Origin of the sequence: Selenobaculum gibii, assembly GCF_030273445.1 — a bacterium.
Lineage (GTDB): Bacteria > Bacillota > Negativicutes > ICN-92133 > ICN-92133 > Selenobaculum > Selenobaculum gibii.
Genome location: NZ_CP120678.1, coordinates 2,368,327 through 2,380,200, shown reverse-complemented (window position 1 = coordinate 2,380,200; position 11,874 = coordinate 2,368,327). Strand labels below are relative to the sequence as shown.

Here is an 11,874-nt window from a genome sequence, read left to right as displayed (position 1 = left end):
TTTACTGCTCAAGCTAGAAAAAGGTCTATTTTAAGGAAAGTTTATTGCTGAACAGGTGTTTGAATAATAATTTTGTAAGTTGTGAAGTGTAATATGTTACAATAAAAGAAAAGTGTAAGAATGTTGGAAGTGAAAGAATGAAACAGCTTGTTATGCATATTGATATGGATGCTTTTTATGCATCTATAGAGCAGCGTGATCATGAAGAGTATAGAGGAAAACCTGTGATTGTTGGAGGACTTAGCGGTCGTGGTGTTGTATGTACTGCTTCATATGAGGCGAGAAAGTTTGGGGTGCATTCAGCGATGTCAATGGCAGAGGCGAAAAGACGTTGTCCACAAGGCATCTTTTTGTCATGTAATCATGCATATTATGAATCCGTATCAAGGGAAATATTTCAGGTATTTCATGAGTTTGCACCTGTTGTAGAACCTTTATCTCTAGATGAAGCTTTTCTTGATGTTAGTGGGATGGAAATGTTAGTCCAGGATTGGCGTGTGTATGCAGAAAAATTGAAAAAGCGGATTGTTGATGAGCTTGGGCTAGTTGCTTCTGTGGGTCTAGCCCCTAATAAATTTTTAGCGAAGCTGGCATCTGATATGGAGAAACCAGATGGACTAACGATAATTGAAGAACAGGATATCGAGCGTGTATTGAACGATTTACCGATTACTTCGCTTTGGGGTGTGGGGAAAAAGACTGCACAGCAGTTATATGATTTAGGCTTTGTTAAAGTTGGTCAGATTGCCAAGGCGGATGGTGCTTTTTTAGCAAAGCATATAGGTAATCTGGCGTATCAATTAGTGAATCTCGCGAATGGGCGCGATGAGCGAAGTGTTGAAGGAACACCAAAATCTCAATCAATAGGGAATGAGGTGACATTTGCCCATGATTTGACTACGCATGAGCAAATTACAGAAAAGTTTTTGGCTTTGGCAGAAAAAGTAGGCAGTCGGCTTCGTCGTGAAGGCTTTGCGGCGAGAACAATTTCGATAAAAATTCGCTTGGCTTCTTTTCAGACGCTTACGCGTAGCCTGACTTTAGTGGAAGCGACGAATTTTGATGAAGATTTATACCAGATAGCAGTAGAGTTATATGAAAAATGCAAAGTAGCGGAAAAAATAAGATTGCTAGGGATTACAGCCAGCAATCTTACGATACATGAACAGCCTATTTTATTTGCAGAAAATAATAAGAAAAAAGAACTTTATCACGCTGTAGATGCAATTCGAACGCGCTTTGGAAATCACATGATTACGAAAGCAAAATTGTTAAAAAATCGCGATTGATTATTGAAAATAAGTTTACATAACGAAAAAAGACTTACCAAAAGGTAAGTCTTTTTTAAACTTTTGCCCGTAATGCCGCCCTTCGTTATGTCCAAACCTGCAACCCAGCAGGTGGGCATCATAGTTTTGGTTTTGCTATCCGTTCAAGACGGTCCAGCAGCTACAAAACATCCGATTCCCTTTTCAAAAAAGTAGGTTGGACATATTGAAGGTATCGTGCATCTCAGGCACTGTTTCTACGTTGTTTATAATATCATAAATCCAGTATGGTTGCAACATTTATCATAGAGAAAATCACGATTTTCCAAATATTTTCACTGAAAAGTTTGTCGTTAAAAAAGGGATTTTGTTATGTTTACATAATATAGAATATTTTCGCAAAATAGTCAAGAAGTTTGTAATGGAAAAGGTTTTTCTTTTCCATTGGCGAATATATAGAAACTGATATGTTTGCAGACTATTTGAGTTTGCCGGAATTTAATGATGAGGAGTTAGTTATGACAACAGAAGAAAAAAATCCTGAAGTGAAAACTACGATGAATTGTATTCTTATTAAACCTGGACAAGATCCAGAGATTTGTGTTTTACCAAACAATCCGTTAGAGCAGGTACAAGCAATTGGTGATATTCTTGGTGGAAATTTCGCAAGTGCGCGTTTATTCGATTTAGGCGATAATAAATCTTTGCATATTTTAGTGAATGACTTTGCTGTACCGTTAGGATTGATGGCAAATCGTCGTTTTCCAGGCGCTGATAATGAAGAAATTATTTTTGGTAATGCAATCTTCGTTGCAATGGATGATGAACATTCAGACCAAGGGCCAATGGATATTACAGAAGAAGTTTGCAATTACTTTATTGAGCAGTTAAAAATTAATTTATTGCCATGTAAAGGCGATGAAAAGCCAGATCCTAAACATGAAATTTTTATAGAAAACTATGGAACGCCAGAGCAGCGTAGTTTTAAATGGGTAGAAATCGAAAAGCCAGAAAAAGTAGATGAATTTATCGCTGCTGGTCGCGCTAAATTAATTAAACATCCTGAATACGAAGTAATTGAAATTAATGGACGTTATTTTAAACAAGTAACAGTATCGACAACCCAAGGTCCAGTACAATAATTTTTAGATTTTTTTTGTGTTACGTAATAAATTACATAGATAATAAATGATAGTTGCACGAACTCCAGCCGTATTAAGTAATGTTTTTCGCACTGCTTTTTCGGTTGGAGTTTTAATTTTGCTATCGGATAGATACAAAGCGACTAACCCGCGTACGATTGTTGTAGCAAAATATGAATTTGGCGTATTTTCTGCATGATTGAAAGCTTGCTGATAGATAAACTGCAGACGCTCTTGCATTTCTTGTTCATTCGAATAATAAAAAATGAAGTTTAAGTCGTTGTTTTGGCGATCCTCTGCTTGGTCAATGAAATAGTCAAGCTGAATATGTAGGCAACTAATCCAAGGAAAATAAGCTTCTTTTAATGTAGTGATCTCTTCTGTATTGAGGTTTTCTTGATAAGCAGCGGCGGTAAGCATGAACATTCCTAAGGTGGAGCCTGTAGCAGCAGCAAATTCCCAATTTGTCAGCCAAGTATTTGTATTTGCATCATTTAACCAAGCTTGCATAGCTTGCTCGCGATCTTCAAGTGCAATATGCTTATACGTCTGTAGATGGCTGTATAAAGAAGCGAGTTCTAGCAAATGTACTTGCACTTTATCATAAGATGGAAGTTTTGCTAAAATATCCTGTGAAGTTTTAACTAAGGTATTTAAATAGCCGCCATCTTCTTTAAAAGGATAAAAAGCATAGTAATCTTTTAATTTTGCATGGGGGTTTAAAGCATCTGTCATTGCAAGGTGCAATTGGGCAAATGATTTTTCATCGGTGACATTTGCACGATCACATAAATTATCTAAATAGTCGCTGATTGTTTGCAGTGCAACCACGAATTTTACGAATTCAACTCTATTTACCCCTGGGTATAGACTATAAAAGCTACCGCCTTGACAATGAAATTTTTTATCAGTTATGCTGGCTAAGGCTTGTTTTTGCAATTCGCCAAGCATTTTTGTTTCAGCATAAGTTCTCCATACGTTTAATTCTGCATTGACAATTGGTAGGATTTCAGTAATAAAAGTTTTGATCATGTGTGCGCTATACATAGAATTTTTATAGATATTCAACATGATATCCTCCGTTCCTTATTGAAATAATTTACCCACGGATAGGACAATATATACTAGACCAGCCGCAATCAATGGTCCAACGGGAATCCCATTGCAAAAGAAGACACCGGCAATCGTCCCAATGACTAATGAGCTTACGATTTCAGGCGAAGTTTTCAAAAGTGGAATACCAAGACCACCTGCCCATGCAACGAATACGCCCATCGCTATCGCTACGATTCCTGTAGGTGTTTTAAATGTATCCAGCATAATTCCCATATTGATTTTACCAGAGGCAATTGGTGCGAGAATACCGATCGTTAATACGATGATACCAACATTTAGTCCGTGTTTTTCGAGAATGGGGAACCAATCGTTAAAGCCAAGCAATTTAATGAGCATTAGAACTGTCGCAGCAATTGCAACGGAATTATTATGTCCAATTACTCCGAGAGCGAGAATGATGAGTAAGGGAAGGTAATCTAGATTCATGGATATCGCCATCCTTTATAATTGTATTATAGTTCTATTTGAAAAATTATTATATACTTTAGCGTTTTATTAGGCAACTTTTTGGAGAGGGTTTACTTATAAGATATGCTTGTTTTATTTGTTTATAGAATAGAACTAAAACATCCCTGTCTATAATTCTATGCAATTTTATGTTTTAAGGTTATAATATTACTATGTCTGAAAAGTTAACTTTGATCTATGGAGGATTTATGAAATGGAAAATTTATATAGCGTAGCGGTTCATTTTGAAGAAGATAACGGATACATTGAATATGATATACAAGCAAAAACAGTAAATGTAGTATTAAAAACACCAGAAAAAAAAGCGGAAGTAGAAGCGTATTTAACTGCATCTCATGAAATTAATGTACCCAAAGATACATTAATGGATTTTGAAAAGCGTGTGATTCAGCCATTAAATAGTCTGGAAGAGTTGAAATTGGCATTGACAAGAATGTGGGACGCTACCGAAGTGTACGTAGACTGGAGCAGACCAGTTGGTGTAGAAGTATAAAAATAAAATGTACCCTATAGATAAATGCTGAAAAACCATTACCTATAGGGTACATTTTTATTTGACAAATAAAGCAAGTGAGAGGAATGCTTTATTCGTTAGAACTTGGCGGAGTAAATGTCCGTGTGCCAAGTTCCTTATCTAAATAAAGAAGATCTGTTGGCTTGTCTCCGATTAGCTGAATTTTATTTAGCACCTCAGAGGTGCTGTCTTCTTCTTCTACTTGTTCGCTGATGAACCATTGTAGAAAAATTTGTGAAGCGAAATCATTTTGATCTATTGCAGTTTTATATAATTTGTTAATGTCTGCAGTTATTTGTTGTTCATGCTCAAGAACTTTTCTGAATGTTTCAAGTGGAGTGCCAAAATCATTTGGTGGTGCATCAATAGCTTTTAAAATGACTTTTTCACCACGACTTTTTACATAATCATAAAACTTTAGAAAATGAAATGTCTCTTCTTCATATTGTACTCGTAGCCATTTAGCCATTCCTTTAAACCCTTGATGTTCAATATGCGAAGACATTGCTAAATATAAATGAGCAGAATACATTTCCAACTTAATTTGTTCATTCAGTGTATTTAACATTTTTTTAGATAGCATAATAAAATCCCTCCGAAATTATTATTTGTATGTCATATGTTATTATGTACAAAAATCTTTGATTAATTTTGGTTTATATAAATAATTCGTATGTGAATCAGCAGGGGATTAAAAAGAAGAGGAAAACGAAGAATTAAATTGTTCACATAAAAAGTGAGTTATCCACAAAGTTATCCACAAAACCCATGTTCTTGTGGATAAAGTAGTTTAAAGTTAAAATATTATCTTTGTATACATAGAAAATAAGGGAAATAAATATGATTTATAATGTGGATAAAATAGAATGTAATTTGGAAAATCATGATTTATTATGTAAAATTAAGGAATATTTAAACTTTTCCCTAGGAAAATCCTCAAAACTTAAAAAGTTATCCACAAAACTATCCACAAAATTACTCGGAGTGTTGATAAGTTTGGGTTTTGTCAATAAATGTGTGAATAAGATAGTATAGTGATGTGGATAAAATGAAATATTTCTGTGGAAGAATATTTTTTCGTTGTAATTAGGAATAATTGGGAAATAAAGGTGGGGGGAATTTTCTAGAAAGAGATTACTAAAAATATTGTTGACAAATAAAAAACATAGTGGTAATATAATATCTGTTGATTGCAAGAGCAATAGACAATGACTCTGTAGCTCAGTTGGATTAGAGTATTTGACTACGAATCAAAGGGTCGCAGGTTCGAGTCCTGCCAGGGTCACCATTTTAAAATTTAAGCCTCGGAGGTATCCGGGGCTTTTGTGTTATATGACGAATCCATTTTGGAGTCGTCATATTTTTTTGCGAAAAATGAATATACTTCATACTTGAATTCGCTAAAAAATCAAGTATAATAATTGAAGTATGATTTTTGGGGGTGAGTATATGGCGGAACTGATTAACCGTCGGGAGAGAAAAAAGTTGCATTCTAAAAAGGTGATTACTCAAGCTGCCCTTAAATTATTTGGACAGCAGGGATTTTCAGATACATCGATTGCAGATATTATGAATGAAGCAGATTTAGGTATAGGGACGTTTTATAATTATTTTCAATCAAAAGAAGATATTTTAAAAAACTTGCTTGGCGAGATGATTGCAGAAATTTATCAAGCATATGAATCGTTTCCAAAGGATGAAAAGAGTTCGACTGAATTTTTATCGGAGGTTTTCTTACTCACTGCTCGCATTTTAGATAAAAATCGTTTTGTATTACCGCTTTTCGTTAGTGCGGCGCAAAAGAGCGCAATGATAAAAGAAGAACAGCCTGCTGAGACAGAAAGTAAAATGGGCTTTAAAAGAATTTTTGAAGCGATTATTCGACGTGGACAAGATTTAGGGGAATTTAGAAAAGATATTCCGGCAGAAGTCATTACGGAAATTTTTCATTCGGTATTTCAAGCAGCCGCATTTAGTCGCTTAGAGCTTGATTTTTTAACAAATGTCGAATATAAACTTAAAATTATTTTAGATGGAATTGAACTAAAATAAGTGGATAAGTTCATTGACCGTGAAAAAAAATATTGTTAATATATAAAAGATGAATGCAATTCAGAAATGAGAGTTATTCTGTTTTGTGATGGAGAAAACAAAATAAATTTGAGAAAGTTTTATAGGTGATAAAAAAAGATGATAAGCGTTACGAAATTATTATTTTCGACTGATTATTTTGGTGATTCACTACGTTATACAAAAGGTGCGGCAGCAGCAAAACATGGTGTTCGTGAAGGATCTGGTCCTGTAGTAGTATGGAATTCTACACGTACTTGTAATTTATCTTGCCGTCATTGTTATATGAGTTCGGAAGCGAAAAAGTATGAAAATGAGATGACGACGGAGGAAGCAAAGAAATTTATTGATGATTTAGCTGAATTTAATGTGCCTGTACTATTATTTTCTGGCGGCGAGCCTTTATTGCGTCCAGATTTCTTTGAATTGGCTACATATGCGGCTCAAAGGGGAGTACGTCCTACTTTATCAACGAATGGTACTTTGATTACGCGCGAAGTTGCGAAAAAAATTAAGGATATCGGTGTTGGCTATGTTGGTATTTCTTTGGATGGATTACGTGAGGTAAATGATAAGTTCCGGGGAAAAGACGGTGCATTTGCTGCGGCGATGCAAGGTATTCAAAATTGTGTAGCAGTAGGACAACGCGTTGGACTGCGTTTTACGATTAATCATCATAATTTAGAAGAATTAGATAATATCTTTGACTTTATTGAAGAAGAAAATATTGATCGCGTATGCTTTTATCACTTGGTGTATTCGGGGCGTGGAAATGCTATGATGGACGAAGATGTAACGCCGGAAGAATCACGTAAGGCAATGGATATTATTATTCGCCGGACGCGTGATTTTGAAGAAAGAGGCTTGAAAAAAGAAATCTTAACTGTAGATAATCACTGTGATGGTGTATATATGTACCTTAAAGCCCTTTCCGAGGGTAATGACAAGTTAGCGGAGCAAATCAAGGGGTATATTTCAATGAATGGTGGTAATCGTTCTGGCATCGCATTCGGAGAAGTTGATCCATTGGGGTATGTGCATCCGGACCAATTCACTCAACATCATACGTTTGGTAATGTACGCGAACGTAAATTCGGCGATATTTGGCAAGATGAATCTCATGCAATTATGGCAGGTTTAAAAGATCGCAAAACATTATTAAAAGGCCGTTGCAGAGCGTGCAAGTTCTTAGATAACTGCAATGGGAATTTCCGTACACGTGCAGAAGCGACGACCGGCGACTTTTGGGAGTCTGATCCGGCATGTTATTTAACAGACGAAGAAATCGGGATTAAGTAATAAAGGAGAGATAACAAAATGATTATTTCTTGGAATACGACAAATGCTTGTAATATGTATTGTGATCATTGTTATCGTGATGCCGGTTGCAAGGCGGAAGAAGAATTAAATACGAAAGAAGCAAAAACGCTTTTGGAACAAATTGCAAAAGCGGGCTTTAAAATTATGATTTTTAGTGGTGGAGAGCCATTAATGCGCCCAGATATTGTTGAATTGGTTGCTTATGCAACTTCGCTTGGGCTTCGACCTGTTTTTGGCACAAACGGTACATTGATTACCCTTGATATGGCGCAGAAATTAAAAGATGCTGGTGCGATGGGAATGGGGATTTCTCTTGATTCTTTAGATAAGGACAAACATAATCAATTTAGAAAATTCCCTAACGCGTGGGAAGGCGCTGTACAAGGTATGCGCAATTGCCGCGCCGTAGGGTTACCTTTTCAAATTCATACGACGATTATGGATTGGAATGAAGCAGAAATTGAGCAGATTACAGATTTTGCTGTAGCAGAAGGCGCTGTAGCGCATCATTTCTTTTTTTTAGTTCCTACAGGCAGGGCGAAATCTATTGAAGCGGAATCGTTAAGAGCACATGCTTATGAAGATACATTAACTCGCATATTGAAAAAACAGCAAGAAGTTGATATTGAATTGAAGCCAACTTGCGCACCACAGTTTATGCGCATTGCTCGTCAAATGGGCATGAAAATGCGATTTGGTCGTGGTTGCTTAGCAGGAACGTCTTATTGTATTATCAGCCCACGTGGACAAGTACAACCTTGTGCTTACTTGAATATCCCATTAGGCGATGTGCGCGAAACTCCATTTGATGAGATTTGGAAAAATAATAAAGTTTTAAATAAGTTACGGACTTTAGAATATAAAGATGGCTGCGGAAAATGTGAATATAAAAAATTATGTGGTGGTTGTCGCGCTAGAGCTGCATATTATAATGATGGGGATTATATGGCAGAGGAACCATGGTGTTTATATCATGGAAGGGCTGGTCAATAAATTCACAGTTTAAAAATAGCTTTTGTTAGTCTAGAGAGAAAAAGTGTTACGGGAGAAATTCCTGTAACACTTTTTGCCATAATATATAATGTTTGCTATTTTATTGCGTTTTATAGTAAAATTGGAGTATTCATTATGGTGAATGTAGAATAAATCAACGATTGTTGTGAAAATAGAAGGAGGGTATCATGGTAAGATTAATTTTGACTGATATGGATGGAACTTTGCTTGACCGCCATTTTCGCATGCCAGAGGGCGTAGATGAGACAATTTCCCAATTAGCCGATCGGGGTGTTGTTTTCGGAGCGGCGAGTGGACGTCAATATTATTCACTCATTAAAAGTTTTGAAAAACATGTGAATGAAATGTTATTCGTCGCAGAAAATGGAACTTATGTAGTGTACAAAAAAGAAGAGATTTTTTCAAATACGCTGCGTCGAGATTATTTAAATGATGTTTTAAAAGTGGCTCAGCAATTTCCTAGTTTGCACGTTTTAGTATCAGGCAAGAAAAAAGCATATTATCAATCAACAAATGAAGTTTTCTTAAGAGAATTGGATAAGTACTATAAAGAAGTACAAAAGGTAGATAACTTGCTTGATTTATCAGGGGTAGATGATGAGTTTTTAAAAGTTGCAATGTATGATTTGGACCATGGTGCCGAAGAGAAATATCATTCATTTGAACATTTTCGTGGCCAGCTGCAAGTTGCAGTGAGTGCAGATTGTTGGCTTGATGTGATGAATCTAGGGGCAACGAAAGGTGCTGCGGTAAAGCACATTCAAGATGCGCTTGGAATAAGTTTTGAAGAAACGATGGTTTTTGGCGATTATATGAATGATTTGGAAATGATGAGCAGTGCGTATCACAGCTATGCTATGGAAAATGCTTTAGATGAAGTGAAAAAAGCAGCAAGATTTATTGCACCAAGTAATGACAAGCATGGTGTTCTGGTTACGATTAAAGAAAAAGTATTAAAATAATAAAGGGTTTTGAGAAATAGTTGCATTATTTGTTGAAACATCCTAATATATATTATGTTATTTGTAATGAGCTATGTGAGGGGTTGAATTACGTGAAGTTTGATTATCATATGCATTTTGAGTATGGAAGTTATGATTTAGACTGGGTACGGGGTTTTTTTGATAGTGCGAAAACACGTGGAATAGATGAAATTGGCATCTCGGAACATAGTCATGGATTTATTGAATTTAAAGAATTATATTATGATGAATTGATTCTCGATGATTCAATCGTTGGACAATATCAACAAAAATGGTTGAAGAAAAATAAATTTAAATATTCACTTGATGATTATTTTAGTTTTATGAATTCTTTAAAAGAAAAAGGGTATCCTGTAAAAACTGGGATTGAAATTTGTAATTTTAAAAATCAGGCGAAGATAAAAGAGATCATTAATAACTATGATTTTGACTATATCATTGGTTCTGTACACTTTTTAAAGGGCTGGGGTTATGATTTTTCTGACATAAAACAAGTATGGCAGGAACATAGCTTAGCAGATATTTATCATTGGTATGCGCAGGAGATTGAAAATCTTTGCGAAAGTGGTTTATATGACGTATTAGGGCATCCTTTTAATATTCGTTTATTTAAGAATTTACCTGATTTTTCTGTTGATTCTGTTTTGGTGAGAGTAGCTAAAGCTTTAAAAAAAGCGAATATGGCAATCGACATTAATACGGGGACACTTTATCGCTATCCGATTGCTGAAATTTCACCATATCCAGATTTCTTAAAAATTGCACGTGAATACGATTTACCGATTATTACATCTTCTGACGCGCATCAACCGGAGGACTGCGGGCGTTATATTGATAAGGCAGTTGAATATGCGAAAGAATATGGATATGAAGGCTCATTAACTTTTACGCATCGCAGGGCGGAATTTAAAAAATTTTGATTGACTCTGCTTTAAATAGTCATGATATAATGGAGGTAGAAAAATGATTGCTTTAGGCTGTGACCATGGTGGATATGAATTAAAAGAAGCGATAAAAAAATACTTAGATAAACAAGGCGTTGCTTATAAGGATTTTGGAACAAATTCTATAGAAAGCGTAGATTATCCGGAATATGCGGAAGCTGTTGCTAATAGTGTTGCTTCTAAAGAAGCTGAAAAAGGTATTTTAGTATGTGGCACAGGTGTTGGAATGTCGATTGCAGCAAACAAAGTACCTGGAATTCGAGCAGCATTAATAAGTGATTGCTTTAGTGCAAAAGCGACTCGTGAACATAATGATTCTAATATTCTTTGCTTAGGTGGAAGAGTGTTAGGCGAAAATCTTGCGCTTATGATTGTTGAGATTTGGTTAAATACTGCATATATCGGTGCACATCATGCAAAACGCTTAGAGATGATTCAAAAAATGGAAGATAAAGCAAAGAAATAATTGCTTTATAAAAAAGAATATAAGTTGATTTATTGGTGATGAAGAGAAAAGTATTGTAGATATATGCAATATTTTTCTCTTTTTTTACCAAGAAAAACTTACCAATATAGATGAATTCAAAGGTATTTCTAAAGAAATCGCGTATATAATAGGATAAAAAGGAAATATAAGTAGATAAAATAAAAAAAGAGGAGTGTTTTTACAATGAAATATGACGTTACCATTACTGCAATTGGTGAAGTTGTACAAGATTTATTGGATTCCTCAGGTGATTTGATTTTATTTGATACGTGCCCAATTGAGGCACTAGGTGAAGTTTCAGTTATGCACACGATAGGTGAAGTTGGAGATATTCAAGTAGGCGATACAGTGAGATTTGAAAATAAAAACTATACAATAATGGCAATTGGTGATGAAGTTTTGAACGGATTAAAAGAAATTGGCCATTGTAGATTAAAATTTAATGAAATGGCATCAGCTTGTTTACCGGGGCAAATCATTTTAAAAGGTGAAGGTTTACCGGAGTTAAAGGTAGGGGAAAAAATAATTATTGAATAAGCAAATTATAG

General features: G+C 35.3%; 13 protein-coding genes, 1 tRNA gene and 1 other RNA gene. 11 read left to right on the top strand and 4 right to left on the bottom strand.

The genetic code is table 11. The annotated features are described in order from the left end of the window. Positions 1 to 137 precede the first annotated feature (137 nt). Complete coding sequence (locus P3F81_RS11335) at positions 138 to 1,289, top strand: DNA polymerase IV (protein WP_147669665.1); 1,152 nt, start codon at positions 138 to 140, stop codon at positions 1,287 to 1,289. A gap of 60 nt (positions 1,290 to 1,349) precedes the next feature. Here the strand turns inward: P3F81_RS11335 and ssrS are convergent. Then, positions 1,350 to 1,522, bottom strand: a non-coding RNA gene (gene ssrS / locus P3F81_RS11330) — 6S RNA. A gap of 264 nt (positions 1,523 to 1,786) precedes the next feature. On the opposite strand from ssrS, the gene P3F81_RS11325 reads away from it, so the two are divergent. Further along, positions 1,787 to 2,410, top strand: a complete 624-nt coding sequence (locus tag P3F81_RS11325) for a DUF3846 domain-containing protein (RefSeq protein WP_147669666.1) — start codon at positions 1,787 to 1,789, stop codon at positions 2,408 to 2,410. A 3-nt stretch (positions 2,411 to 2,413) separates the two neighbouring features. On the opposite strand, the gene P3F81_RS11320 is transcribed toward P3F81_RS11325, so the two are convergent. Together P3F81_RS11320 and P3F81_RS11315 are read right to left on the bottom strand one after the other, a co-directional pair. Beyond that, positions 2,414 to 3,481 carry a tetraprenyl-beta-curcumene synthase family protein gene (locus P3F81_RS11320; RefSeq protein ID WP_309320410.1) on the bottom strand — a complete coding sequence of 356 codons (1,068 nt, stop codon included), beginning with the start codon at positions 3,479 to 3,481 and terminating at the stop codon, positions 2,414 to 2,416. A gap of 15 nt (positions 3,482 to 3,496) precedes the next feature. Further along, positions 3,497 to 3,952 carry a DUF441 domain-containing protein gene (locus tag P3F81_RS11315; RefSeq protein ID WP_147669667.1) on the bottom strand — a complete coding sequence of 152 codons (456 nt, stop codon included), beginning with the start codon at positions 3,950 to 3,952 and terminating at the stop codon, positions 3,497 to 3,499. A gap of 235 nt (positions 3,953 to 4,187) precedes the next feature. Here P3F81_RS11315 and P3F81_RS11310 point away from each other — a divergent pair, with 235 nt between their 5' ends. Beyond that, positions 4,188 to 4,487, top strand: a complete 300-nt coding sequence (locus P3F81_RS11310) for a hypothetical protein (RefSeq protein WP_147669668.1) — start codon at positions 4,188 to 4,190, stop codon at positions 4,485 to 4,487. 91 nt (positions 4,488 to 4,578) lie between these two features. Here P3F81_RS11310 and P3F81_RS11305 read toward each other — a convergent pair whose 3' ends face one another. Continuing rightward, positions 4,579 to 5,091 carry a ferritin gene (locus tag P3F81_RS11305; RefSeq protein ID WP_147669669.1) on the bottom strand — a complete coding sequence of 171 codons (513 nt, stop codon included), beginning with the start codon at positions 5,089 to 5,091 and terminating at the stop codon, positions 4,579 to 4,581. A 627-nt stretch (positions 5,092 to 5,718) separates the two neighbouring features. Here P3F81_RS11305 and P3F81_RS11300 point away from each other — a divergent pair. The 8 genes from P3F81_RS11300 (at position 5,719) to P3F81_RS11265 (ending at position 11,863) form a co-directional block, all read left to right on the top strand. After that, a tRNA-Arg gene (locus tag P3F81_RS11300) sits at positions 5,719 to 5,796 on the top strand. A 161-nt stretch (positions 5,797 to 5,957) separates the two neighbouring features. Next, positions 5,958 to 6,560 carry a TetR/AcrR family transcriptional regulator gene (locus P3F81_RS11295; protein WP_147669670.1) on the top strand — a complete coding sequence of 201 codons (603 nt, stop codon included), beginning with the start codon at positions 5,958 to 5,960 and terminating at the stop codon, positions 6,558 to 6,560. 138 nt (positions 6,561 to 6,698) lie between these two features. Next, a complete protein-coding gene (gene nirJ1, locus P3F81_RS11290; RefSeq protein ID WP_147669671.1) occupies positions 6,699 to 7,877 on the top strand; it encodes a putative heme d1 biosynthesis radical SAM protein NirJ1 in 1,179 nt (392 codons plus the stop codon). A gap of 18 nt (positions 7,878 to 7,895) precedes the next feature. Continuing rightward, the gene (gene nirJ2, locus P3F81_RS11285) at positions 7,896 to 8,891 is read left to right on the top strand and encodes a putative heme d1 biosynthesis radical SAM protein NirJ2 (RefSeq protein WP_147669672.1); all 996 of its coding nucleotides are present in this window, start codon (positions 7,896 to 7,898) and stop codon (positions 8,889 to 8,891) included. Between the two features lie 188 nt (positions 8,892 to 9,079). Continuing rightward, complete coding sequence (locus P3F81_RS11280) at positions 9,080 to 9,874, top strand: HAD family hydrolase (protein WP_147669673.1); 795 nt, start codon at positions 9,080 to 9,082, stop codon at positions 9,872 to 9,874. 92 nt (positions 9,875 to 9,966) lie between these two features. Next, positions 9,967 to 10,815 (top strand): histidinol-phosphatase, encoded by an 849-nt coding sequence (locus P3F81_RS11275; protein ID WP_147669674.1) that lies wholly within the window; start codon positions 9,967 to 9,969, stop codon positions 10,813 to 10,815. A gap of 43 nt (positions 10,816 to 10,858) precedes the next feature. Beyond that, a complete protein-coding gene (gene rpiB / locus P3F81_RS11270; RefSeq protein ID WP_147669675.1) occupies positions 10,859 to 11,305 on the top strand; it encodes a ribose 5-phosphate isomerase B in 447 nt (148 codons plus the stop codon). 204 nt (positions 11,306 to 11,509) lie between these two features. Continuing rightward, complete coding sequence (locus P3F81_RS11265) at positions 11,510 to 11,863, top strand: PTS glucitol/sorbitol transporter subunit IIA (protein ID WP_147669676.1); 354 nt, start codon at positions 11,510 to 11,512, stop codon at positions 11,861 to 11,863. The last annotated feature ends 11 nt before the right edge of the window (positions 11,864 to 11,874 follow it).

Excerpts from the sequence above, each read along its gene's own strand:
- P3F81_RS11335 (WP_147669665.1), top strand. The coding sequence starts at position 138 with ATGAAACAGCTTGTTATGCATATTGATATGGATGCTTTTTATGCATCT.
- P3F81_RS11325 (WP_147669666.1), top strand. The coding sequence starts at position 1,787 with ATGACAACAGAAGAAAAAAATCCTGAAGTGAAAACTACGATGAATTGT.
- P3F81_RS11320 (WP_309320410.1), bottom strand. The coding sequence starts at position 3,481 with ATGTTGAATATCTATAAAAATTCTATGTATAGCGCACACATGATCAAA.
- P3F81_RS11315 (WP_147669667.1), bottom strand. The coding sequence starts at position 3,952 with ATGAATCTAGATTACCTTCCCTTACTCATCATTCTCGCTCTCGGAGTA.
- P3F81_RS11310 (WP_147669668.1), top strand. The coding sequence starts at position 4,188 with ATGGAAAATTTATATAGCGTAGCGGTTCATTTTGAAGAAGATAACGGA.
- P3F81_RS11305 (WP_147669669.1), bottom strand. The coding sequence starts at position 5,091 with ATGCTATCTAAAAAAATGTTAAATACACTGAATGAACAAATTAAGTTG.
- P3F81_RS11295 (WP_147669670.1), top strand. The coding sequence starts at position 5,958 with ATGGCGGAACTGATTAACCGTCGGGAGAGAAAAAAGTTGCATTCTAAA.
- nirJ1 (WP_147669671.1), top strand. The coding sequence starts at position 6,699 with ATGATAAGCGTTACGAAATTATTATTTTCGACTGATTATTTTGGTGAT.
- nirJ2 (WP_147669672.1), top strand. The coding sequence starts at position 7,896 with ATGATTATTTCTTGGAATACGACAAATGCTTGTAATATGTATTGTGAT.
- P3F81_RS11280 (WP_147669673.1), top strand. The coding sequence starts at position 9,080 with ATGGTAAGATTAATTTTGACTGATATGGATGGAACTTTGCTTGACCGC.
- rpiB (WP_147669675.1), top strand. The coding sequence starts at position 10,859 with ATGATTGCTTTAGGCTGTGACCATGGTGGATATGAATTAAAAGAAGCG.
- P3F81_RS11265 (WP_147669676.1), top strand. The coding sequence starts at position 11,510 with ATGAAATATGACGTTACCATTACTGCAATTGGTGAAGTTGTACAAGAT.